The organism is Chelatococcus sp. XZ-Ab1 (genome assembly GCF_029309855.1).
GTDB classification, from domain to species: Bacteria; Pseudomonadota; Alphaproteobacteria; order Rhizobiales; family Beijerinckiaceae; genus Chelatococcus_A; species Chelatococcus_A sambhunathii.
This window is the reverse complement of the sequence record NZ_JARKII010000018.1, coordinates 34,319-57,563: the sequence shown is the minus strand read 5'-3', so window position 1 is coordinate 57,563 and position 23,245 is coordinate 34,319. Positions and strand designations below refer to the sequence as shown.

General features: G+C 67.5%; 24 protein-coding genes and 1 tRNA gene. 13 read left to right on the top strand and 12 right to left on the bottom strand.

Annotated features, from left to right (window positions below; all coding sequences use genetic code 11):
• The 3 genes from P2T65_RS20080 to P2T65_RS20070 all read left to right on the top strand — a co-directional run.
• Positions 1 to 1,094, top strand: a 1,094-nt coding sequence (locus P2T65_RS20080; protein ID WP_276200558.1) for a pyocin knob domain-containing protein, incomplete at its 5' end; no start/stop codon positions are given.
• On the top strand, positions 1,094 to 1,741 hold the full coding sequence (locus P2T65_RS20075) for a hypothetical protein (protein WP_276200557.1): 648 nt from the start codon (positions 1,094 to 1,096) through the stop codon (positions 1,739 to 1,741). The genes P2T65_RS20080 and P2T65_RS20075, both read left to right, overlap by 1 nt.
• A 2-nt stretch (positions 1,742 to 1,743) precedes the next feature.
• Positions 1,744 to 2,220 (top strand): hypothetical protein, encoded by a 477-nt coding sequence (locus tag P2T65_RS20070; protein ID WP_276200556.1) that lies wholly within the window; start codon positions 1,744 to 1,746, stop codon positions 2,218 to 2,220.
• Here P2T65_RS20070 and P2T65_RS20065 read toward each other — a convergent pair.
• The 3 genes from P2T65_RS20065 to P2T65_RS20055 all read right to left on the bottom strand — a co-directional run bounded on the left by P2T65_RS20065 (position 2,190) and on the right by P2T65_RS20055 (position 2,993).
• A complete protein-coding gene (locus P2T65_RS20065) occupies positions 2,190 to 2,429 on the bottom strand; it encodes a helix-turn-helix transcriptional regulator (protein ID WP_276200555.1) in 240 nt (79 codons plus the stop codon). The genes P2T65_RS20070 and P2T65_RS20065 overlap by 31 nt on opposite strands.
• 80 nt (positions 2,430 to 2,509) lie before the next feature.
• Entirely contained in the window at positions 2,510 to 2,755 is a 246-nt protein-coding gene (locus P2T65_RS20060) for a hypothetical protein (protein ID WP_276200554.1), read from the bottom strand.
• 19 nt (positions 2,756 to 2,774) lie between these two features.
• Positions 2,775 to 2,993: a hypothetical protein gene (locus P2T65_RS20055; protein WP_276200553.1), complete on the bottom strand. Its 219-nt coding sequence runs from the start codon at positions 2,991 to 2,993 to the stop codon at positions 2,775 to 2,777.
• Positions 2,994 to 3,164: 171 nt separating this feature from the next.
• Here P2T65_RS20055 and P2T65_RS20050 point away from each other — a divergent pair, with 171 nt between their 5' ends.
• The 8 genes from P2T65_RS20050 (at position 3,165) to P2T65_RS20015 (ending at position 10,338) form a co-directional block, all read left to right on the top strand.
• Positions 3,165 to 4,376, top strand: coding sequence for a phage tail protein (locus tag P2T65_RS20050; protein ID WP_276200552.1), 1,212 nt, complete (start codon positions 3,165 to 3,167; stop codon positions 4,374 to 4,376).
• A gap of 24 nt (positions 4,377 to 4,400) precedes the next feature.
• A complete protein-coding gene (locus tag P2T65_RS20045; RefSeq protein ID WP_183316890.1) occupies positions 4,401 to 4,946 on the top strand; it encodes a phage major tail tube protein in 546 nt (181 codons plus the stop codon).
• On the top strand, positions 4,946 to 5,392 hold the full coding sequence (locus tag P2T65_RS20040; protein ID WP_276200551.1) for a phage tail assembly protein: 447 nt from the start codon (positions 4,946 to 4,948) through the stop codon (positions 5,390 to 5,392). Before P2T65_RS20045 ends, P2T65_RS20040 begins: the two co-directional genes overlap by 1 nt.
• 138 nt (positions 5,393 to 5,530) lie before the next feature.
• Entirely contained in the window at positions 5,531 to 7,684 is a 2,154-nt protein-coding gene (locus P2T65_RS20035; protein WP_276200550.1) for a phage tail tape measure protein, read from the top strand.
• The gene (locus P2T65_RS20030) at positions 7,684 to 8,109 is read left to right on the top strand and encodes a phage tail protein (RefSeq protein WP_276200549.1); all 426 of its coding nucleotides are present in this window, start codon (positions 7,684 to 7,686) and stop codon (positions 8,107 to 8,109) included. The genes P2T65_RS20035 and P2T65_RS20030 overlap by 1 nt, the downstream gene beginning before the upstream one ends.
• Positions 8,109 to 8,324, top strand: a complete 216-nt coding sequence (locus P2T65_RS20025; protein WP_276200548.1) for a tail protein X — start codon at positions 8,109 to 8,111, stop codon at positions 8,322 to 8,324. The genes P2T65_RS20030 and P2T65_RS20025 overlap by 1 nt, the downstream gene beginning before the upstream one ends.
• A 1-nt stretch (position 8,325) precedes the next feature.
• Positions 8,326 to 9,384 (top strand): contractile injection system protein, VgrG/Pvc8 family, encoded by a 1,059-nt coding sequence (locus P2T65_RS20020; RefSeq protein WP_276200547.1) that lies wholly within the window; start codon positions 8,326 to 8,328, stop codon positions 9,382 to 9,384.
• Between the two features lie 147 nt (positions 9,385 to 9,531).
• On the top strand, positions 9,532 to 10,338 hold the full coding sequence (locus tag P2T65_RS20015) for a DNA adenine methylase (RefSeq protein WP_276200560.1): 807 nt from the start codon (positions 9,532 to 9,534) through the stop codon (positions 10,336 to 10,338).
• 346 nt (positions 10,339 to 10,684) lie between these two features.
• On the opposite strand, the gene P2T65_RS20010 is transcribed toward P2T65_RS20015, so the two are convergent.
• From P2T65_RS20010 to P2T65_RS19980, 7 genes are all read right to left on the bottom strand, one after another.
• Positions 10,685 to 10,760, bottom strand: a tRNA-Glu gene (locus tag P2T65_RS20010).
• An 86-nt stretch (positions 10,761 to 10,846) separates the two neighbouring features.
• Positions 10,847 to 12,613 (bottom strand): single-stranded-DNA-specific exonuclease RecJ, encoded by a 1,767-nt coding sequence (gene recJ / locus P2T65_RS20005; RefSeq protein WP_276200559.1) that lies wholly within the window; start codon positions 12,611 to 12,613, stop codon positions 10,847 to 10,849.
• Between the two features lie 151 nt (positions 12,614 to 12,764).
• Complete coding sequence (locus tag P2T65_RS20000) at positions 12,765 to 13,220, bottom strand: GNAT family N-acetyltransferase (RefSeq protein ID WP_055457995.1); 456 nt, start codon at positions 13,218 to 13,220, stop codon at positions 12,765 to 12,767.
• A 48-nt stretch (positions 13,221 to 13,268) separates the two neighbouring features.
• Positions 13,269 to 14,264 carry a class II fructose-bisphosphatase gene (gene glpX, locus P2T65_RS19995; RefSeq protein WP_055457994.1) on the bottom strand — a complete coding sequence of 332 codons (996 nt, stop codon included), beginning with the start codon at positions 14,262 to 14,264 and terminating at the stop codon, positions 13,269 to 13,271.
• Positions 14,265 to 14,370: 106 nt separating this feature from the next.
• Positions 14,371 to 15,693, bottom strand: a complete 1,323-nt coding sequence (locus P2T65_RS19990) for a homoserine dehydrogenase (RefSeq protein ID WP_055457993.1) — start codon at positions 15,691 to 15,693, stop codon at positions 14,371 to 14,373.
• Between the two features lie 54 nt (positions 15,694 to 15,747).
• Positions 15,748 to 16,965: an LL-diaminopimelate aminotransferase gene (locus tag P2T65_RS19985; protein ID WP_055457992.1), complete on the bottom strand. Its 1,218-nt coding sequence runs from the start codon at positions 16,963 to 16,965 to the stop codon at positions 15,748 to 15,750.
• 120 nt (positions 16,966 to 17,085) lie between these two features.
• Positions 17,086 to 17,448: a hypothetical protein gene (locus P2T65_RS19980; RefSeq protein WP_276200546.1), complete on the bottom strand. Its 363-nt coding sequence runs from the start codon at positions 17,446 to 17,448 to the stop codon at positions 17,086 to 17,088.
• A 171-nt stretch (positions 17,449 to 17,619) separates the two neighbouring features.
• Here P2T65_RS19980 and phaC point away from each other — a divergent pair, with 171 nt between their 5' ends.
• On the top strand, positions 17,620 to 19,422 hold the full coding sequence (phaC, locus tag P2T65_RS19975; RefSeq protein ID WP_055457990.1) for a class I poly(R)-hydroxyalkanoic acid synthase: 1,803 nt from the start codon (positions 17,620 to 17,622) through the stop codon (positions 19,420 to 19,422).
• A 133-nt stretch (positions 19,423 to 19,555) separates the two neighbouring features.
• Here phaC and P2T65_RS19970 read toward each other — a convergent pair whose 3' ends face one another.
• Positions 19,556 to 20,800, bottom strand: coding sequence for an outer membrane protein transport protein (locus P2T65_RS19970; protein ID WP_245280463.1), 1,245 nt, complete (start codon positions 20,798 to 20,800; stop codon positions 19,556 to 19,558).
• A gap of 498 nt (positions 20,801 to 21,298) precedes the next feature.
• Between P2T65_RS19970 and P2T65_RS19965 the strand changes: the two genes are divergently transcribed.
• Positions 21,299 to 22,147 carry a fumarylacetoacetate hydrolase family protein gene (locus P2T65_RS19965; protein ID WP_055457988.1) on the top strand — a complete coding sequence of 283 codons (849 nt, stop codon included), beginning with the start codon at positions 21,299 to 21,301 and terminating at the stop codon, positions 22,145 to 22,147.
• Positions 22,148 to 22,213: 66 nt separating this feature from the next.
• Here P2T65_RS19965 and argC read toward each other — a convergent pair whose 3' ends face one another.
• The gene (argC, locus tag P2T65_RS19960) at positions 22,214 to 23,191 is read right to left on the bottom strand and encodes an N-acetyl-gamma-glutamyl-phosphate reductase (RefSeq protein ID WP_276200545.1); all 978 of its coding nucleotides are present in this window, start codon (positions 23,189 to 23,191) and stop codon (positions 22,214 to 22,216) included.
• Positions 23,192 to 23,245 lie beyond the last annotated feature (54 nt).

Here is a 23,245-nt window from a genome sequence, read left to right as displayed (position 1 = left end):
CCATCGAGGACGCGCGGTTCCCGTCCCACCTGCAGGCGGCGAATGTCCAGGCCATCATCGCCGGGCTGGCGGGCAAGCTCGACGTCGCCGGCGGCGCGATCGCCGGCAATCTGGCGGTCGGGGGAGAATTCACCTACGGCAAGGCCAAGGCGATCTCGGGCACCGACCTCGATGCTCTGACGACGCCCGGCTTCTACGACGGCAGCAATCTCGCAAATGGGCCAACCGGCGCAGGCAGTACCACCTGGTACTTCGTGCAAGTGCAGCGGCACAGCAATCCGGGCCTCTACGTCGAGCAGATCGCGACCGCCCTCAACCACAGCAACGGAGCGAGCTGGAAGCGCCTTTGCGTCAACGGCGACTGGCAGCCGTGGCGGCAGATGTGGGACGCCCAGACCTTCGACCCTGCGTCCAAGCTCAATATGTCCGGCGGCAATCTGACCGGGCCGCTGCTCGCCACTGACCGGCTGGTCGCTCAGGCCACGGCCAACGGCAACGCGCATGTCTGGCTGCGGAACGCCGCGGGAAAGAACCGCGGTCTCGTGTATTGGGACCGCAACTCGGGCGCTGTCAGCCTGCGTGTCTATGCCGATGACGGAAACGGCAACGATGTGGCCGTTGGCTCGCTGGTACTCCACGCCGACGGCACCCTCTCCTTCAACAACAACACGGTCTGGCACGCCGGCCACAAGGCGACCGCGGCCCAATTCCGCGCGGGTACGACCAACACGGTGCTGACCTCCGACGGCGTCTGGGCGGCGGCCGGCTACGTCGGCCTGTCCGGCGCCGGGGGCTCGACGCTCGCGGCGGGCACCTACGCGCCGAATTTCGGCGCAGGCCTTAACTTCCACAACGTGCTCGCCGGCAACATCACGATCGGCAATCCGAGCAACGCCAAGGCAGGCCAGACCGGCCTGATCGTCCTTCAGCAGGACGCGACAGGCGGCAGGACGGTGGCGTTCGGATCGGCATGGCGCTTCGCCAACGGGAACGCCCCAAGCATGAACACCGGCGCCAGCCGGACCAACGTCGTCGCCTATCAGGTCCTGCACAGCGGGTTCGTGATCGGCTCCAGCATCGCGGGGCTGGTGTAATGATCCCCGGTCTCGTCAATGCCCTCCTCATCGGCGGCAGCGTCGTGCCGGGCTCGGCGGATTACGCCTCGCCGGGCACCTATCAGTTCGTGGTCCCGAACTACAATACCCTACGCCGTCGCGTGTGGGGCGGCGGAGCGTCGGGCGGCGTCCAGCGGTCGGGCGAGGGCTATGCCGGTGTGGACGGGCAGCCCTCCTCGGCGGGCAGCGTCACTGCCGGCGGGGGTCAGCGCGGCTGGCTCAGCTCCGGCGGGCAGTTTGGCGCAGGCGGTGCGGGTGGCGCGGGCATGACCCAGAACGGCAATCCTGGCGGCTCCGGCGTGCCCTATGGCGGCGGCTCCGGCGGAAGCGCGCCGTTCGGCGGCGCCGGATCGGCGGGCATGTCGGGACACGGCCAGTGGTCGGGCAACGCCGGCTCTCCCGGCGGCGGCTCGGGTGGCGCAAACGGCTACAACACGTATTCCGGACCCGGTGGCGGTGGCTCTGGCGGCTATTCGGACATTACGGTCACGGCCGGACAGCCCGGCGCGCCCGTCCCCGGCGAAACCATGCAGGTCACGGTGGGTTCGGGCGGGTCGCCGGTCTACACCTCATTTGAGGGGACGGGCTGGGGTGGCCACGGCCGTGTGTTGATCGATTGGAGCTGACGATGGCGCTTGCGATCTTGAAGAACGGCGTGTGGGAACGCTGGGACGGCTGGCTCGACGAAGCCCAGCACAACACGCTCGACGTTGAGCGCTGTTGGTCGACGGCCGAGTTGGCGGACGCCGGCCTCGCCGTGATCCAGCCGGCGATCATCCCGCCCGGCAAGGTCCCCGTCGGCGAGGCCGTCCTGGTCGACGACGACGGCGTGCCGCGCGAGAGCTATCAGCTGGCCGATGCCCCCATCCCCGACATCACCCGCCGGCAGTTGCGCCTCTGGATGCTGAATGCCGGACACGACGACGCAGCGATCCGGGCGGCCATTGCGACACTCGACGAGCCGGAGCGCTCACAGGCGCTGATCGAGTACGAGGATGCGAGCACCTATCAGCGCTCGCATCCCTTGTTCGACCTTATCGGGCCGGCCTTCGAGATGACGCCGACCGATGTCGATCAGGCGTTTCGCGAGGCAGCGCTGCTGTAGCCGGTTCCGCGGATCAGCTCTTCCACCGGAACACCGAGGACGGTCGACAATTTCCAGAGCGACATGATCGTCGGGTTGCGTCGGCCGGCTTCGAGCCCGCTCAGATAGGCGCGCGAAAACCCTGCTGCCGACGCAAGGGCTTCCTGTGACAAGCCCGCTCCCCGCCGCAGGCGCTTGACGTTCTGACCGACAATAGCTCGCACATCCATAAAGGGCACACTGCGTACGGCGGACGCCCGTGCAACTGCCGATCGTGAACATTCGGCGCGGCGCCCGCGCGCCCGGCGAGCTATTCGCTGGTGTACTCGGCGAGGTCTGCCGGCACCTCTCCCACACGGGCGAGGATCTCCGCGTCCTCCCAGTCGCCGAGCTGCGGATCTCCGGTGCGGCTGAAGGCGATTGCCCCGCCATGCTTCTCCGCCAGCGAGGCAGTAAAGCGGCGGGCTTGTTCAACGCTGCGCGCTTCCTTCGGCTCGACGGCGCAGAGGTCGCCGTCCTCGTTGCGGATGAACGGCAGCACGACGAAATAGGTCATCGTCCCCATGGCGTCACCATCACCACTTGTTGCGGTACTTCGGATCCGGGATCTGCTCGCGCATGATGCGGGCGCGCTGGCGCAGCATGATCCGGTCCTGCGGATAGGACGTGCAGGCAGCCTCGTAGGCGGCCAGGGCGATCTTGAAGTTGGCCGCTTTGGCCAGCCTCCAGATCGCCTCCCGACCGTCCGGGGTCTGCAGCTCCACGAAGTATTCCAGGTCTTCAATGATCGGCATGGCCATTAGCGTGCCATGAGAACGTAACGAGAACAAGAGGCCGGCGCCGGCCCCGCCATCGCGCCAACAGAAAAGGCCCCGGACGCGCGTCCGGGGCCTTGGCATTCGGCTGTGTCCCTAGCGTTCCCGTCGATCAGTCCGCTGTCAAGCACCTGTCGATCGAGGGACGATATGCCCACCTCCGAATATTTCCACGGCACGCGCGTCTTCCAGGCGGGTCAGACGACGCGGCCCGTCTCCGTCAACGAGTATTCCACGCTCGGCGCTGTCGTGGTGGCGCCAGCCGCAGACCCGGAGAAGTTCCCGCTCGACGTGGTGACGACCATGTTCACCAACGACACTGAGATGCGCACGGCGCTCGGCGCCGGCGGCAACGTCGACGCGGTGCTCGATGCCGTCGACGACCAGGGCGTCGTCGCCGAACTGCAGGTCGTGCGCGTGGCCGAGGGCGACGGGGCGAACGACCAGGACAAGCTGGAAGCGACCATCGCGAACATCGTCGGCTCGGGCGCCAACAACTCGGGTGTCCATGCCTTCAAAGAGGCTTCGAAGCCCGCGAAACTCGTCTTCGTGCCGGGCTACACCAGCCAGCGCCTGGGCAATGCCAAGAACCCGGTAGCGGCCGAGCTGACCGGCATCTGCAACCGCCTGCGCGGCATCAAGATCCTCGATACGCCGGACACGTCGAGGGAGGCGGCCGACACCTATCGCTCCGACTTCGCCGACGACAAGCGGGCGTACCTTTTTCACCCCTCGGTCAAGGTTCTGGCCGGTACGCAGATCATCAACCAGCCGGGCTCGGGCCGCGTCGCGGGCCTGTTCGTCAAGCGTGACCGGGAGATCGGCGGGCCGTGGGAAAGCCCGTCGAACCAGACGATCGGCGGCATCCTCGGCCCCTCGCGGCCGATCAGCTACTACACCGGGGAGCCGGACAGCGAGGCCAACTGGCTCAACGAAAAGCGCATCGCCACGATCCGCGCCGGCTCGATCCTGTGGGGCAACGAAACCTGCGCGCAGGATCCGCTCGACCGCTTCGTCAACGTGGTGCGCACCACGGACGCCATCGACGACGCGGTCATCAACGCCTTCTATTGGGCGCTCGACCGCAACCTGTCGGTTCCGCTCGGCGTCGCCGTCATCCAGTCGCTCGACAACTTCCTCGACGAGCTGAAGGCAGTCGGCGCGATCCTTGGCGGTCGGGCGTGGTTCGAGCGCCCGCTCAACACGAACGAGAGCCTCGCCTCGGGCATTTTGCGCGTCGAGTACGACCGTGAGCCCGCCGCGCCCCTGCAGGATCTGCAGTTCGGCGCCCGTCGCAACCTCACCTACTACGCCGAGCTGGCCAACGGCATCCTGCAGACGCTGGAGCGGCAGGCGGCCTGACGGCGCGGGCAACGGAGACCTCCCATGGCGAAGCTTCCCTTCCTCATCCTGCGCGCAGCCAATCTTCTGGCCGAGGACGCCAACGGCCAGACGCTGAACGCTCACCTCGTGCTCGGGCGCACCAAGCTCCCTGTGCAGCGGGAGACATACGAGTCGTTTACGCCGGCCGGCGCCAATGGCGCCGTCGAGATCGCCACCTCGCGTGAGCCCTGCGCGGTGCCCTTCAAAATGCAGGGCATGCAGCCGGAGATGCTGGCGCTGTTCCAGACGCCCTTCGGCACGCGGCGCAAGTTCACCATCCTCGGCGCCCTCGTGAACGAATATGCGACCTCGGCGTCCGAGAGGGAGGTGCAGGTCATCGCCACCATGTACGGGCGCCTCAATGCCGAGACGGACGAGACCGAGGGCGGCGGCTTCGCCGGGACGGAATACGAGATCAAGTCGATCTCGAAATACGTCCTCACCATCGGCACGCGCGAGATCTGCCGGTGGAACGTCGAGCTGGGCGGCTGGGTCGACGGCGACGGGCAGGCCCAGCGCATCGCCAACATGATCGGGGCGAACCTCTGATGGCCGAGGACGATCTGACGCCCGTGAAGCCACCGCCGGGCTTCCCCGGTGCAACGCCCCAGCCGGCCGCACGCATCGCGCCGGCCGGGCCAGTCGTGGCGCCGGCGGATCCCGATCGCTGGTCGACCGTGGTGCCGCTGGACTATCCGCTCCTGGTCGATGGCGAACGGCTCGATCAGCTCACCGTGCGGGCGCTGTCGGGCGTCCAGTTCATGGGCATCATCGTCGATGCTGGCGGCGACGAGGATGCCCTGCTCGATCTCGCCCGCGCCGCCATGGCCGGCGTGCACCCGGCCGTCGTCGCCGGGCTGCGCGATATCGATTACCTGCGCTTCGTGGCTGCCTGCCGCCCTTTCTTGCCGCGCCAGCTACGGGACGACCCGGACCTCGCCGACGTCGTGGCGCTGGCGGACGAAGCGATGGCGGGGACCGAAACAGAGGCCTGACGGCGTTCCCGGCCTTCGTCGCCGAGGTGGCGCATGTGCTGATGACCCCGCTGCCTGCCGTCCTCGCCATGCGCGTGCCCGAGATCCTCATGTGGCACCACGAGGCCGCCCTGCTGACGCTGGGTGAGGAGGACTGACATGTCCAACATGCGCGTCAAGCTCTTCCTGGAGCTGGTGAGCAAGCTGGCTGGCCCGGCCAAGCGGGCGCAGCGTGACCTGCAGGGGGTGAAGAAGGAGGCCGACCGCCTCGGCAAGACGCGCGGCGGCGAGCAGCTGGAGCGCGGGCTCAAGCGAGCCGGCAACGAGTCGCGCCGCACGAAGCGCGAGGTCGCCGGCGTTGTCGTCGAGGCGAAGAAGCTGAACAACACGCGCGCTGGCAAGCGGTTGGCGGACGATCTCCGCAAGGCCGGCAAGGAGGCGGCGCGGACCCGTCAGGAGCTGGACAAGCTCAACAAGCGCCAGCCCCGCAACCAGCGGCAGTCGTCGAGACATGCGTCGGCAGCGGCCGTCGAGCAGCCGCCCGGCCTTATCGCTGGGGGACGTGGCGCGCTGGCGGCGGTCGGTGGCGTCTACGCTGCCCGGCTCGTGACCGGCGGCACCGTGGGACAGTCCATTTCCTTCGAGAAGGCAATGGCGGAGGTACAGAAGAAGCTCGATGGGATGGATGACCCGGCCGCACGGGAGAAGATGGAACGCTTCATCGCGCGTACCGCAATAGACTTCGGACGTCCGCGCGAGGAGGTAGCGTCCGCTGTGGCCGAAGCTGGCGCCAGCGGTATCCCTCTTGAGGATATGGAGCAGTACATTCGGCTCGTGTCCCGCGCATCCGTCGCATGGGACGCTTCAGCAGGACGTGTATCGGAGGACTTGGCGAAGATCCGTGCAGGAACGGGCTGGAACATTGACCAGTTGTCTGACTACGTCGACAAGGTCAATGCCCTTTCCGACGCTGGCGCACTCAAGGAAGTTGATCTCGTTGACATGTTCCGGCGTGCCGGCGCCGCCGCGGAAGCTTCCGCGGTTTCCTTGGACGCTTCATTGGCCGGCCTTTCGGCACTCGGCAACATCGGCATGCCGCCGGAGGTAGCGTCGCGCTTCTTTCCGCAGTTCGCTGCCACGTTGCGAACAGCCCAGTCCGGCGGACGTAAGAAGACCGGTGAGGGTCTGAAGATGCTCGGCTTGTCCGCCAGGAAGGTCGAGAACTCGATGAAGACCGACGCGCTGGCGACAATGCTCAACGTCCTGGAGCGCCTCGAAAAGCACCCGGACAAGGCGACGGCAGCAATTAAGATCTTCGGCCGCGAATGGTGGGATGAAGCGGCGCGCATGGGGCGTGCACTGCCCGAAATCCGCAAGAACCTCGCGATCATCGGCGATCCAGCCAACTGGCAGGGCTCGGCGCAGAAGAACCTCAATATCGAGCTGGAGACCACCGCCAACCACCTCGAACGGCTGAAGTCCCTTGCGACGGAAGTGGGCGACCGCATGGGCCGCTGGGCGCTGCCCGGCATCAACGAGCAGGTCAAGGAGCTGATCGACCTCATGGGCCGCGTCGACGAGCGCGGCACGTTCCTCCAGCGGCTCATGACCAAGATCGACACCTATTACCGCGAGCGGGCGCGGCTCGAAGGGCGGATGGGCGAGAACGGTCTCATCCAGATCGAGCCCGCCGCGGACCTCGGCGCCGGCGGCAACATCGAGAAGAAGCTTGAGGAGAACCTGCCCTGGCTGAGCGGGCGGAAGTGGAACGAGTGGCTCAATGACTGGGTCGGCGGCTCGGCCGAGGACGCCGAGGCGAAGGCCAAGGCGTCGGCCGAGGCCGATCACGCCTATGACAGCCGATTCCGCGACCGGAATGCCGTGCTCGCCCAGATCCACGAGCGCGAGCGGCGCCGCCGTGCCGCCTTCGACAAGCTGCAGGGGAACAGCACGCTGCATTTCGGCCCGTCCGGCCCCATCGGCCGGGAGAGTCGCGGCATCGCCTCGATGGGCGCGGGCAATTGGCCCGGCCTCGACATCAACCTGGGCTCCACCATCACCCAGCAGCTGCAGGAAGCTGCCGACAGTGCCGTCGAGACCGGGGCCACCATCCGCTCGACGCTCTCCGGTACCAATCTCGCCCCGGCCGGGCAGGCGATGATGTCGACGCTCGCCGCCGGCATCCGGGCCGGTGGGGCACAGGCGGTTGCCGAGGCAGAGGCCGTCGCGCGGCGCGTGCAGGCCGTCTCCGGGCGGGCCGGCGGCAGTCGGCCGGCGCCGATCAACGGCGCCCTTCACGACGGAGTCGACTGATGCAGATCCCGCTGCTCGCCCTCGGCCCGCATGTCTTCGCTTCGCTGCCCTTGTCGCTGCAGCGCCTGCGCGAGCGGACGGTCGCAAACTGGCCGGCAGTGGGGCGCTTCGGCGTCGGTCCTGCGCGGCAGTTCACCGGCCGCGGCGAGGACGAGTTCGAGATCGAGGGCCTCTACTTCCACCAGGAGTTCGGCGGGCACGAGGAGTACCTCGCCCTCAAGGCAACGCAGTCGGCCGGCCAACCGGTCGATCTTCTCGGCTGGGCGGCCGGCGGTGCGGCGGCGTCCGTCTTCGGCACCGTCGTCATTCTGGAAGTCGGAGCCGAGCACGAGTGGATCGGCGACAACGGCATCGGCCGCAAGGTCGGATTCGACGTCAGGATCGCTCCCCTTGGCGGCGATCCCCGCTTCGGAGGGCTGTTCTGATGCGCGTCAAGGTGGAGCGGGAGAACATGACCGTCGACCTCGTCGTCTGGCAGGCCTTCGGCCGGCAGGACGAGGGGCTCGTCGAGCAGGTTCTCGCCCTCAATCCCGACATCGCTGACCTCGGCATCATGTTGCCGGTGGGCATCGAGATCGAGGTGCCCGAGCCGCAGGCCCGGCCGAGGACACGACAGGACGTCGTGCGCCTGTGGAGCTGAGATGCCCTACGTCTTCAACACGACACAGCGCGGCTTCACGCCCGTCCTCATCGTGAAGGTGGACGGCCAGGAGGTCTCGGGCGGCTTCTACAATCGCCTGATCGAGGCGAGCGTGCGTGACGAGGCCGGCCAGAAGTCCGATCAGGCCACATTCAAGCTGGACGATGCCGGCAACGCCCTGGAGCTGCCGCGCGAGAAGGCGTCGATCGAGGTCTATGCGGGCTGGAAGGAAACCGGGCCGGCCCAGCTGATCGGGCTTTACGAGCTGCAGACCCCGAGTCTTGCCGGCGACGTGAGCGGCGGCGAGACGATGGTGCTGCAGGCGAGCGCGGCCGACCTGCGGCGCAAGCTGAAGGGCGAAGGCCGGGAGCACTTCGAGAACACGACGGTCGGCGAGATCGTTGAGCGCATCGCCGGCCGCAACGGCCTCTCGGCCCGTGTCTCTCCCGAGCTGGCAGGCATCTCGATCCCATACAAAGCGCGCATCGACAGCAGCGAGATCGACTTTCTGACGCGCCTCGCCGATGACCTGGGCGCCGTGCTGAAGCCCATGGGCAACGTCATCGTCATGGCGCCGCGCGGCATGGCGAAGTCCGCGAGCGGGCTGCACCTGCCAGCCATCAAGATCGAGAAAAGCGACTGCTCGAGTTGGGAGGTGAACCCGAACGGCCGGGCGCAGTACGGCAAGGTGCGGGCCGCCTACATCGACCAGCGTACCGGCAAGCGCGTCATCGTCAACGCACCGACTGGCCTCGACGGCCCGGACTTCACCATCCGCGACCCGCTGCCCGGCCACGAGCAGGCCGAGAAGGCGGCACAGGCCGAGGCGCGGCGCCTGACGCGCAACACTGGCGACGGCCATTTCGAGCTGGCCCTCGGCCGCGTCGACGCCCAGGCCGAGGCCGACGTCATCGCCGGCAGCTCCTTTCGCAAGGAGATCGCCGGCGTGTGGCGTGCCGAGGCCGTTGAGCACACGTGGAACGACGAGGGCTGGCACACCCGCATCGAGATCAAGGCGAAGGAGGACGGGACATCGACCAAGGACGATGATGACGACTGAATGGTGACGTGACGGGGGAGCCCGAGGGCTCCGGCGGCGCAGTCCCTGGCAGGAAAGCCGCCCGACGAGCATAGCACCACATCGCCCGCCACGACGGCCTTGCGAGGCCGCGCGCGCATGGGCGCTGATTCTGGACCGATACACAATATGAATGCTGATCTGCAGACGGTGCGGCCGATCCGTCCGGTGGCCGCCTATATCGGCGGCAAGAAGCAGCTCTCGAAGCTGCTGGCGGACCTCATCGCCGCAACCGACCACACCACCTATTGCGAGCCCTTCGTCGGCATGGGCGGCGTGTTCTTCAAGCGCCATGCCGTGCCCAAGGCCGAGGCGATCAACGACCTCAGCCGCGACGTCGCGACGTTCTTCCGCATCCTGCAGCGGCACTATCAGCCGTTCATGGACATGCTGAAATGGCAGCTGAGCAGCAGGGCAGAGTTCGAACGGCTGCTGAGGCAGGAGCCAGACACGCTGACCGACCTCGAACGTGCGGCTCGCTTCCTCTATCTGCAGCGCCTCTCATTTGGCGGCAAGGTAGCCGGTCGGGTGTTCGGCATCGACACCCAGGCGCCGGGCCGTTTCGACGTGCGCAAGCTGGGGCCGCTCTTGGAGGCGGCACATGAACGCCTCGCTGGTGTCTGGATCGAGTGCCTGCCGTGGCGGCAGTTTATCGAGCGCTGGGACCGTCCGGGCACGCTGTTCTATCTCGACCCGCCGTACTGGGGCACCGAGCACTACTACGGCCGGGAGCTGTTCGGGCGCGACGAGTTCTCCGAGATGGCAGCCGTTTTGAGGGGCCTTCAAGGCCGCTTCATCCTCACGCTGAACGACGTGCCCGACGTCCGGGAATTATTCTCATGGGCACGGATCGAGACGGCCGAATTGACCTACACGGCAGGCGGAAATGGCGCCGCCAAATCCGTGCGCGAGGTGATCATCCGAGGGCCGTCGTGAGGGCGCGGCGTGCGCTCGCATGTGATGTTGCGCAGAGTCGCACGCGATTTTGCGCGCTACAGTTTCCTCCAGATGCTGGCGCAGCGGCTGCCAGTTGCGGCGAAACTCGTCCTCCGTCGAATGCGCATAGTACATCTGTCACCTCCCCGTGCCCGGCTCCAGTTTGCACAGATTTGGATGACGGTGATATCGATGCCCTCGACGCGCTCGCGCCTCGCCGGGAGGGACCCAAGAGTGCAAACAGATGATGTGGCGCGGAGTGGCAAGCGTTCTTGCGCACTGCAGCAAGCCCGTCCTGAAGCGGATGGGGTCGAAAACGGCCACACGGCTGCGGCAAGCGCTGAAGTGGCGCGCCCAAGGGGACTCGAACCCCTGTTTTCGCCGTGAAAGGGCGACGTCCTAGACCGCTAGACGATGGGCGCGCGGCCTCGCGAGGCGAGGTAGCGGCGCGACATATAGAGCGGTTCGCCGGCCGCGGCAAGCACAACCGCCGGGGAAGAACGGTGGATCAGTTCCCATCCACAGCCTTGCCGGGCGTGGCGGGCGCCACGTCCGTGACCCGCAGGTCGACGCGCTCCGCCCCGCCCCAGCGGTCGATGGCGAGGCTGCCGGCAGCGTGGATACGCTCGCCGCGCGCCGCAAGGAGCGCGCGGCCGAGCGGCTGGTCCGCGGCGCGGAAGGCGATGCCGCCGACCTGGCTGCCGTCGCCGGCACGCAGCTTGAGGCGCACATGGCCGTTACCGACGACGGCCGCCTCGGTAAGGATGTGATGCGGAAAGGCGAAGACGGGCTCCGGGTGGCCGGAGCCGAAGGGACCTGCCCCATTGAGCCGTGCCATCAGCTCCACCGTGGCGGAGGCGGCGGTCATCGCCCCGTCGACCAGGAGAAACGTGTCCGCTCCCGCCGCCACGACGCTGTCGCGCAGCAGGGCGTCGATGGCCTCGGTGAAGGCCGGCAGGCTGTCATTATTAAGCGTCACGCCGGCCGCCATGGCATGGCCGCCGCCCTTCGCCACCTGCCCCGCCTCGACCAGCCGGCGCACCGCAGCGCCGAGATCGACCCCGGGAATCGAGCGGCCGGAGCCGGTGAGGCCCCCGTCGCCGTTGGCGGCAAAGGCGAAGGCGGGCTTCTGAAAACGCTCCTTCACCCGCGCGGCGACGAGGCCGGCGACGCCGGGGTGCCAGTCCGGTGCGTGCACCACAAGCACCGCCCGGTCGGGATCGGCCGTGAGCGCCATGTCAGCCTGCGCCATCGCCTCTTCGACGGCGATGAGCTCGATGGCCTGGCGTTCCTTGTTGAGCCGGTCGAGTTCCGCCGCGGTCTCCCGCGCCACGGCATCGTCGAGCGTCAGGAGAAGCCGGGCGCCGAGCGCGGCATCGCCGATCCGTCCGCCGGCATTGATGCGCGGCCCGAGCAGGAAACCGAGATGCCAGGACTCGGGCGGCCCGGACAAAGCGGCCGTATCCATCAGCGCCGTCAGCCCCGCACGGCCGCGCCGGCGCATGACGGCGAGCCCCTGGCGCACGAAGGCACGGTTGAGCCCCTTGAGCGGCACGACGTCGGCCACGGTCGCCAGCGCTACGAGGTCGAGTTCGGCGAGAAGATCGGGCTGGGGCCGGTCGGCCCGCCAGAATCCGGCCTCCCTCAGCGCGCGATTGAGCGCCACGAGCACGAGGAAGACCACCCCCGCCGCAGCGAGATGGCCAAGGCCGGAGAGATCGTCCTGCCGGTTCGGGTTGACGAGGGCCTCGACGCTCGGCAGATCCGTCGGCGCCTGGTGGTGGTCGATGACGACGACATCCATGCCGAGTTCGCGCGCATGAGCGAAGACCGCATGGCTCGCGGTGCCGCAGTCGACGGTGACGAGAAGGCGCGCTCCTGCCTGCCGCAGCGCCGTGACGGCCGCCGTGTTGGGCCCGTAGCCTTCCGTCAGCCGGTCAGGGATGTGAATGACGTAGGGAACGCCGCAGCGGCCGAGAAAGCCGCCGATGAGGGCGGCCGAACAGGCGCCGTCGACGTCGTAGTCGCCGAAGATCGCCACCTGCTCGCCCCTCTGCGCCGCGGCGGCGAGCCGCGCAACGGCGGCCTCCATGTCGCGCAGCACGGCAGGGTCCGGCAGCAGGTCGCGCAGGCGCGGCTCGAGGAAGGGAACGGCATCGCCAGCGGCGACGCCACGCGCGGCGAGCACGCGCGCCACCATGTCCGGCAGGCCATGCTGCTGCACCATGGCGAGGGCCTGCAGCGCCTGCACCTCGTCGCAGCGGTCGCGCCACATGCGGCCGAGCGCCGAGCGGGAGACGCCGAGAAAGGGGCGCGGCGCGTGGGACGCCGCCGCGGGACTGTCTACGGAATCGACGGGAGCCCGCGCGAGGGATGATTCGCTCATGGCCCGATTATTCACGGTGCAAACGGGCGGGCCAACCGCTTCAGGACAGCGCCTTGCGGTACTGGATGAAGCCCGCATCCTCCGCCACGCGGTCGTACAGCGCCCGGCCGGCTGCATTATCCTTGTGCGTCAGCCAGTAGACGCGCTCCGCCCCGGCGGCGCGCGCCGCGTCATAGACCGCCTCGATGAGCCGCCGCGCCAGGCCTCGCCCCCGATGAGTCTCGGCCGTGAAGAGGTCGTTGAGGTAGCAGCGCGGGGCGAGGCTCCACGTCGTGGCGTGGAAGACGTAGTGCGCGATGGCCGCCAGTTCTCCGTCGACGAAGGCGCCGAGGCCATGGATCGGCGCGGCGGGATCGAGCATGCGCGCAAAGGTGCCGTCCGTCACCGCCGGCGGCAGGCAGATGCGGTAGAAGGCCTGATACCCCTGCCACAGCGGTTCCCACGCCGCCCGGTCCACGGCCGCGAACGGCCGCACGACAATGCCAACGTCGGACATCAGGCCTCCTCCACCGGATGACGGCCATCCGGACCGCTCCGCCGAAACTCAATCCAGATGGAACTTGGCGAGCTCCCGGTGCTCGGCCTTGATGCGGCGCACGGTGCCGGTGGCGGAGCGGTAGACCACCGTCTCCGTCTCGATCACGTCCTTGCGGAAGCGCACGCCCGAGAGAAGGGCCCCGTTGGTGACGCCTGTGGCGGCGACGATGACGTCGCCCGAAGCGAGATCGAGCAACTGGTATTTCTTGTTCGGGTCGGTGACGCCCATCTTGGCCGCTCGGTCGAGCTTCTCCGCCGTGTCGAGGATGAGGCGGGCCTGCATCTGGCCGCCGACGCAGCGCAGCGCCCCGGCCGCGAGCACGCCCTCCGGGGCGGCGCCGATGCCGAGATACATGTCGATGCCGGTCTCTTCCGGGTTCGCCGTGAAGATGACGCCGGCGACGTCGCCATCGGTGATAAGGCGGATGCCGGCGCCCGTCTTGCGCACCGCGGCGATCATGTCGGCGTGGCGCGGCCGGTCGAGCATCAGCACGTTGATCTCGTTGGGCTTGACGCCCTTGGCCCTGGCGAGCGCATTGATGTTGTCCGCCGGCGAGGCGTCGAGGTCGATCACCCCGTCCGGATAACCTGGACCAACGGCAATCTTCTGCATGTAGACGTCGGGCGCGCCGAGCAGCGTACCCGCCTCGGCCATGGCCATGACAGTGATGGCGCCGGGCATGTCCTTGGCGCAGAGCGTCGTGCCCTCGAGTGGATCGACCGCGATGTCGACCTTCGGCCCCTTGGTGTTGCCGACCTTCTCGCCGATGAACAGCATCGGCGCCTCGTCGCGCTCGCCCTCGCCGATGACGACAGTGCCGTCGATCGGCAGGCGGTTGAGCTCCCGGCGCATGGCATCGACCGCAGCCTGGTCGGCCGCCTTTTCGTTGCCGCGCCCACGCAGCCGCGCCGCCGCTACGGCGGCGCGCTCGGTCACGCGCACGAGCTCCAGCGTGAGGATGCGTTCGATCAGCTGGTTCGGCTTGACGGTAATCTCGCTCATCGCGGTCGGATCTCCCTAAAGGCCGCTCAGAACAGCGGGCCGGAACGGCCGTCTGGATAGGTCAGAGTACGTGCATGGTCTCGGATGCGGCACGATCGGCCGCGACCTACTCCCGTTCAATACGGATCACTTGTGGCGCCTCGGCGACATGCCCGTCTCCGATCACCTTGTCCACCGCCCTGCGGATGGCGGCTTCCGTCGTCGCATAGGTGATGAGCACCACCGGCACCGGCGCGCCGGAGCGCCCGGAGGGATCCCGCTGGGCGGCATCCTCCGACCGGTGCTGGACGATGCTCTCCAGCGAAATGTCCGCCTCCGCCATGCGGGTGACGATGGAGGCCGCGGCGCCCGGCCTGTCATAGGCGGTGAGGCGCACGTAATAGCCGCCGGTATGCATGCGCATCGCCGCGCGCTCGGGCTTGCGCAGCGCGCCGACGGGCACGCCGAAGGCCGGCACTGCACCGCCCGCGGCAAGGTCGCAGATGTCGGCGACGACGGCCGAGGCGGTCGCGTCGCCCCCCGCCCCTGGGCCGACGAGCGTGACCTCGCGCACCGCATCGGCGTCGATGGTCACGGCGTTGGTGACACCCATCACCTGTGCGATGGCGGAGGATTTCGGCACCATCGTCGGATGGACCCGCTGCTCGATGCCGGTCTTCGTCCGCTCGGCGACGCCGAGCAGCTTGATGCGATAGCCGAGCTCGTCGGCCATGCGGATGTCGATGGGGCTGATCGAGGAGATGCCCTCGACATAGATCGCCTCGGCGTCGATCTCGGTGCCGAAGGCGAGGCTCGTGAGGATCGCAAGCTTGTGTGCCGTGTCGAAGCCGCCGACGTCGAAGGTCGGATCGGCCTCGGCATAGCCCAGCCTCTGCGCGTCCTTGAGGCAGTCGTCGAAGGACAGGCCCTCCGCCTCCATGCGCGACAGGATGTAGTTGCAGGTGCCGTTGAGGATGCCGTAGACGCGGCTGACACTGTTGCCGCCGAGTGCCTCGCGCAGCGTCTTGATGACGGGAATGCCCCCGGCGACGGAGGCCTCGAAGGCGAGCGACACGCCCTTCTTCTCGGCGAGGGCGGCGAGCGTCACGCCGTGCCGCGCTAGCAGCGCCTTGTTGGCGGTGACGACGTGCTTGCCGGTTTCCAGCGCCGCGGTGACGGCCTCGAGGGCCGGGCCGTCCTCCCCGCCAATGAGTTCGACGAAACAGTCGATGTCGCCGCTGCGGGCGAGCGCGACCGGATCGTCGAACCAGGTCAGGGCCGCGAGATCGAAGCCGCGTTCGCGCGCGCGGTCGCGCGCAGTCACGGCGGTCACCCTCACCCGGCGTCCGAGACGGGCGGTGAGCTGCTCGTCCTGACGGACAAGCATGCGCACGGCGGAAGCGCCGACCGTGCCGAGGCCGGCGATGCCGACCCTGAAATCATGCGACATGGTGAACCAAACTCGCGGGAACGAAAGGCAACGAGAGCCGGCGCGGCCGGCGCCTCAGCGCCGGGCCGCGAGCGGGACCACGTTGTGCAACGTTTTGTCCGCCGTTTCAAGGAAGCGGCGGATATTGCGGGCGGCCTGGCGGATGCGCTGCTCGTTCTCCACAATGGCGATCCGCACATAATCGTCGCCATGCTCGCCGAAGCCGATGCCCGGCGCGACGGCGACATCCGCCTTCTCGACGAGCAGCTTCGAGAATTCGAGGCTGCCGAGGCCGCGGAAAGGCTCCGGAATCGGCACCCAGGCAAACATCGAGGCGCTCGGCGTCGGGATCGGCCAGCCCGCCCGGCCGAAGGAATCGACCAGCGCGTCGCGGCGCCGGCGATAGATGTCGCGCATCTCGACGATGCAGTCGTCCGGCCCGTTGAGGGCGGCCGTGGCTGCCACCTGCACGGGCGTATAGGCGCCGTAGTCGAGATAGGACTTCACGCGGGCGAGCGCCGCCAGCAGCCGCTCGTTGCCCACGGCAAAGCCCATGCGCCAGCCGGCCATGGAATAGGTCTTCGACATCGAGGTGAACTCGACCGTGACGTCCACGGCGCCCGGCACCTGCAGCACCGACGGCGGCGGCTCCCCGTCGAAATAGACCTCGGCATAGGCAAGGTCGGACAGGACGATGAGCTCGTGCTTCTTCGCGAAGGCCACGAGGTCCTTGTAGAAGTCGAGCGAAGCCACATAGGCCGTGGGGTTCGACGGATAGCAGACGACGACGGCGATGGGCTTGGGAATCGAATGCACCACCGCCCGCTCGAGCGCGGGGAAGAAGGCCGGCGTCGGCTCGGCCGGCACGGAGCGGATGGCGCCGCCGGCCATCAGGAAGCCGAAGGCGTGGATCGGATAGCTCGGATTGGGGACGAGCACGACATCGCCAGGCCCGGTGATGGCCTGCGCCATGTTGGCGAAACCCTCCTTGGAGCCGAGCGTGGCAACGACCTGGGTGTCGGGATCGAGCTTCACGCCGAAGCGGCGCTCGTAATAGCCCGCCTGGGCCCGGCGCAGGCCGCCGATCCCCTTGGAGGCGGAATAGCGGTCGGTACGCGGTTTGCCCGCGGTCTCCACCAGCTTCTCGATGACATGGCGCGGCGCCGGCAGGTCGGGATTGCCCATGCCGAGGTCGATGATGTCGGCCCCGTTGGCTCGGGCTGCGGCCTTGATCCGGTTCACCTGCTCGAAGACATAGGGCGGCAGACGCTTGATGCGGTGAAAATCGGTCATGGCTACTCAAGTCCCTGGATCGGGCCGCGCATCGCAGTCCTTCCGGCGCGGCAGCTTTGATTTAGCACCCGGCCGGCCAAAGGCAGAATGTTTTTTCGCGCCTGCGGGATGACTGCCGGGCTATTGCGCTGCCGGCGCCGCCGACAGCGCCCTGGCCTCCGAGGCGGCAGCCTCGTTTGCCCGCCGCCGCGCCTCCAGCTCCTGCTTCAGCCGCTCGGCCTCATCGGCGCTCCGCGGGCGGATCGCGCGGGCCGGCGGCTGCACGCCGATGGGCATGTAGTTGAGGTCGCTGGGCCGCGATTGGGCGACGAACTCGGCCGACCGCGGCGCCTCGGCGCGCAGCCCCGTGGCGACGGCGACATTCCGCACTGCCTCACCACCGCTCGTGCAGGCGGCGAGGACGAGCGGCAGCAGCACGAGCAGCGCCTTGCGGGCACGGCTGCCCCGCACGGACTGGAAAAGGCCTCGCAGGTAACGTCTCATCGGTATGAACTCTTGTGAAAGGACCATCTGCGACAAGTCTTGCGTCGATATGCGCGATGCCCATGCCGGCGATCATGCCCGTCAATGATGCCCATGTCACAGATTGTCGGTTAATATGAGGAAAAAGGGAACGGATCGAGACATGCCGTCGAGGAAAGAGGCGGAGGGCGCATGACTGATAAGGGCGACCAGCGACCCGGCACGCCGATGCCGGATTTCGAGGCCCTGTCGCGCAACATGGCCCAGTTCGTGGAGGAAGCTGGCCGGGTGGCGGCCGCCTACCTCAAGCCATACGAGGAGGGCCGCGCCAAGGGCGGAGCCGCCGACGAGGTAGGCGACATCGTCAAGACGCTAGGCAATGTGGCCGAGAAGTGGATGTCCGATCCGCAGAAGGCGATCGAGGCCCAGTCCGCCCTCACCTCTCGCTTCCTCGATCTGTGGGCCTCGACCCTCAAGCGCATGCAGGGCGAACAGGCCGAGCCGGTAATCACGCCAGACCCGAAGGACAAGCGCTTCGCTGACCCCGAGTGGGAGGAAAATCCGCTCTTCGATTTCATCAAGCAGGCCTATCTGCTGACGACCGACTGGGCCGACCGGCTCGCCGCCGAGGCCGAGGGACTCGACGACCACACCCGTCACAAGGCGCAGTTCTACGTGCGCCAGATCGCAAGCGCGCTCGCGCCGTCGAACTTCATCGCCACCAATCCGGAGCTCATCCGAACCACCCTGCGCGAGAGCGGCGCCAACCTGGTGCGTGGCATGCAGATGCTGGCCGAGGACGTGGAGGCCGGCGGCGGCCAGCTCAAGGTGCGCCAGTCGGACCCGCACCGGTTCGAGGTCGGCATCAATCTCGCCAACACGCCCGGCAAGGTCATCTTCCGCAACGAGCTTGTGGAACTCATCCAGTACAGCCCGACGACCGAGAAGGTGCTGCGCCGGCCGCTCCTCATCGTGCCGCCGTGGATCAACAAGTACTACATCCTCGATCTCAACCCGGACAAATCCTTCATCCGCTGGGCGGTGGCGCAGGGACTCACCGTCTTCTGCATCTCCTGGGTCAACCCCGACGAGCGGCTGGCCGAGAAGAGCTTCGAGGATTACATGCGCGAGGGCATCTTCGCCGCCCTCGACGCCATTGCCCGCAACACGGGCGAGGAGGAGGTCTCGGCCGTCGGCTATTGCGTCGGCGGTACCCTGCTCGCGGCGACGCTCGCCTTCATGGCGGCGAACGGCGACACGCGCATCGCCGGCGCCACCTTCCTGACCACCCAGGTGGACTTCACCCATGCCGGCGATCTCAAGGTCTTCGTCGACGAGGACCAGATCAGGGCCATCGAGCAGGAGATGGCCAAGCGCGGCTATCTCGAGGGCTCGCGCATGGCGACCGCCTTCAACATGCTGCGGCCGAACGACCTGATATGGCCCTACATCGTCAACAACTACGTGCGCGGCGTCTCCCCGCTGCCGTTCGACCTGCTCTACTGGAACTCCGATTCCACCCGCATGCCGGCAGCCAACCATTCGTTCTACATGCGCGAATGCTACCTGAAGAACAATCTCGCCAAGGGCCGCATGAACTTCGGCAATACGCGGCTCGAACTGTCGGACGTCACCATACCCACCTATCACCTCGCCACGCGCGAGGACCACATCGCCCCGGCCCGCTCGGTCTTCCTTGGCGCGCAGCTCTTCGGCGGGCGCATCCGCTTCGTGCTTGCCGGCTCGGGACACATCGCCGGCGTCGTCAATCCGCCGGCCAAGCCGAAGTACCAGCACTGGGTCAACGGCAAACCGCGCGGCGAGCTCGACGACTGGCTGAAGGAGGCGCAGGAGGTGCCCGGCTCCTGGTGGCCGGACTGGATCGACTGGATCGCCGCCCAGAGCCCCGAAAGGGTCAAGGCGCGCGACCCCGCCGAGGGGCCGCTCGCGCCCCTATGCGACGCCCCCGGCACCTATGTGAAGATGCGGGACTGAGGCGGGACGCCGACGCGCAAAGGCCGGCGGTTGCCCGCCGGCCTTTCTTCTTGCCCCGAGCTTCTTGCCCGAGCTTCTTGCCCGAGCCGGCGACCCGGCCTGGGCCTTCGCATGGGCAATCCGGGAAAAGCGATCAGTACTTGCGCACGATCGGCGCGGGGATCGGCTTGGCTGGCTCGTCCCAGCGGTACTTGAGCGCCACGGAGACGATGTCGACTGACGGCTTCGTCTCGGCGACGAAGGGCAGCGCCGCGAACTGCGGATTGCCCGGCACGAGGCGAATGTCCGTGTCCTTGACGAAGATGTGTGTGTAGCCGACGTCGAAGGACAGCTGGTCGTTCCACTGGTAGGTGGCGCCGATCGAGGCCCAGAGACGATCGTTGTCGGGAATGCGCACGTCACGCGTGCGGTCGGTGATGGGCGACCACTCGTAGCCGAGGCCGGCACGCAGCGCGAGTTGATCGTTGACCTGATATTCCGCACCGACGGAAGCGAACCAGCCGTCGCGATAGCTGAACGGCAGCGCCGTCACGGCCGTCCCGCTGATCGCGCTCGTGACCGGCACGATGTTGAGCCTGCTCCAGTTCGTCCACTCGACCCCGGCCATCACCTTCCACTGTGGCGACAGGCGCTGGGCGACGCCGAAGGTCAGCACCTCCGGCAGGTTCACATTGGCCTTGACGGGGACGATCGTCGCCGGCCCCACGTGCAGGTTGCCCTCGAGCTGGTGACGGATCGACGACCGGAAGCCGAGGCCGATCTCGGTGCCCTCGAACGGCGTCAGCGTCAGGCCGAGCGTGTAGCCGACGCCGTACGCATCGCCCTCGAGGATGGCGGCCGGGGCGAGGGGCGACAGGCCGAGCGCGCGCTTCAGCGTCACGTCGAGATATTGCACCTGCAGCCCGACACCGATGGAGAGCCAGTCGGTGACCCTGTAGCCGATCGTTGGCGTGACGTTGATGGAGAAGGCCTTCGACGAACGCCCGTAGGTCTGGCCGGCCCAGTTCTGGTCCGGCTTGGTGATGAAGCCGTAGGGCGAATTGATCGACACGCCGAGCCAGAGCCGGTCGTTGACCTGATAGCTCGCATAGCTGGCCGGCACGACGGCCGTCTGGCCGATATTGCCGGACCCGACGGGGGTGCCCCCGAGCGCGCCGACGAGGCCGAGGGTCGGCAGGTCCGGATTGATCTTCGCCTCGGGAAAGATCACCGACGCATGACCCTCGAAGCGGAAGCCGGGGCTCATGGTGATCGTCGCCGGGTTCCAGAACATCGACGAGAGACCGGCAGAACCGGCCGCAACGCCGGAGAATGACATGCCCTGTCCGGTGGCACTCTGCTCACGGATCGCGAAGGAGCCAGCCTGTGCATCGGCCATAGCAACGATCAATGAAACTGAACAAATGGCCGTCCACGTAAGAAATTTCCGAGAATCCCTCATGGATGTTCCCCTGACCCATACGTTCCATGGAGGCGTCTGTTACTTGCGAGCGCCCTTGATTCGCATGCTGCCAAGGCCGTCTTCGACAATCAATGTATTGGTACACATACAAATATCTGAAATGGCGACTAACATTTCAGTCTTGACACCGCAAAAAACACATCAAAACATGCCTTTTGATGCACCGCACAACACCAATCCGGTTCACATGGGTATAGTTCATATCGAAACCATATCGATTTTCGCGCCTGCCCACAGGTCCTTCTCATCCGCGGAAAAAGCGTGCGGCTGGCGACTTTTCGCCTGATGTGACATTACCGCAACAAGCGCCGGTTACGCGCTGCGCGCATCGGATCTGCGCCGATCCGGCTTGCGATCGGCGCCCCGCCGCAGCACACTCCGCCCGCTTGAAACGTTTCAATTGGAGGATACCCCATGAAGTTGGTGCGCTACGGCAATCCGGGTGCGGAGAAGCCGGGCATCGTCGACGCCGAGGGCACGATCCGCGACATCTCCGGCATCGTCCCCGATCTCGCCGGCAAGGCCCTCACAAGGGCCTCGCTGGCGCGCATCGCCGCCGTCGACCCCAAGACCCTTCCAGCCGTGCCGGCCGGCACGCGGCTCGGCCCCTGCGTCGGCAACGTGCGCAACTTCATCGCAGTGGGCCTCAACTATGCCGATCACGCGGCGGAGACGAACTCACCGATCCCGAAGGAGCCGATCCTCTTCAACAAGGCCCCGTCCTGCATCGTCGGCCCCAATGACGACGTGATCGTGCCGCGCGGCTCGCAGAAGACCGACTGGGAGGTCGAGCTCGCCATCGTCATCGGCGAGGAGGCGTCCTACGTCGAGGAGAAGGACGCGCTCGACTACGTGGCCGGCTACTGCGTCTGCAACGACGTGTCGGAGCGCGAGTACCAGATCGAGCGCGGCGGTCAGTGGGCCAAGGGCAAGGGTTGCCCCACCTTCGGTCCCCTCGGCCCCTGGCTCGTCACGACTGACGAGATCAAGGACGTGCAGAACTTGTCCATGTGGCTCGAAGTGAACGGCGAGCGGGTGCAGGACGGCTCGACGAAGACCATGATCTTCTCCGTTCCCTTCCTCGTGTCCTACATCTCGCAGTTCATGAAGCTCGAGCCCGGCGACGTCATCACCACCGGCACGCCTCCCGGCGTCGGCATGGGCATGAAGCCGCCGCGCTTCCTCAAGGGCGGCGAGGTCGTGGAACTCGGCATCGAGGGCCTCGGCACGCAGAAGCAGCAGGTGCGGGCCTACCAGAGCTGAGCATCGGCACGAGTTCCGGTTTAAGGGCGGGCACTTGCCCGCCCTTTTTCACATGGCGCGCAAGCTTCAGACGCCGAGCATCAACCGGATGTTCTGCACTGCCGCACCGGAGGCGCCCTTGCCCAGATTGTCGAGCCGGGCGACGAGCACGGCCTGCCGCCGCGCCTCGTTGGCATAGACCCTGAGCTCCAGCCGATCGGTGTCGTTGAGCGCCTCGGGCTCGATCTTGCCGCCCGTGACGCTCGCATCGTCGTGCCGGGCGACCGAGACGAGCTCGCTCACCGCATAGCGCGTGGCGAGCACCGCCTGCAGGTCGGCCCCCGTCGGCCGCTCGGGCAGCGTGTCGAGATGCAGCGGGATCGACACCAGCATGCCCTGGCGGAAATTGCCGACCGAGGGCACGAAGATCGGCCTGCGCGAGAGGCCGCAATAGGTCTGCAGCTCCGGCAGGTGCTTGTGCTCGAGGCCGAGGCCGTAGAGCTCGAAGGACGGCGCCGTGCCCGCCTCGTAGGCCTCGATCATCGTGCGTCCGCCGCCGGAATAGCCGCTGACCGCATTGACGGTGACGGGATAATCCGCCGGCACGAGTCCGGCGTCGACGAGCGGCCTCAGAAGCGCGATCGCCCCCGTCGGATAGCAGCCCGGATTGGACACCAGGCGCGCCCCGGCGATCGCCGCGCGCTGGCCCGGCGTCATCTCGGCGAAGCCGTAGACCCAGCCCGGCGCGACCCGGTGGGCGGTGCTCGCATCGAGCACGCGCGGACCGGCCTCTCCCAGGGCCTCGACGAGCGCCACCGTCTCCTTGGCGGCCGCGTCCGGCAGGCAGAGCACGACGAGATCGACATCGGCGAGCAGCGCCTTCTTCGCCTCCACGTCCTTGCGCAGCTCCGGCGCGATGGACCTGAGCTCGATCTGCGGCAGCGCCGAGAGCCGCTCGCGGATGCCGAGGCCCGTGGTGCCGGCCTCACCGTCGATGAAGACGCGCGGCGCCCGCGCACCCGCAGCCTTGGCCCGGGCGGGATTGAGAAGCGAGGTGTCGTTCATGGACGGCTCCTGACGATTGTCCGGGCGACGGTTTTCGAGCGTTTGCCGGTGGTA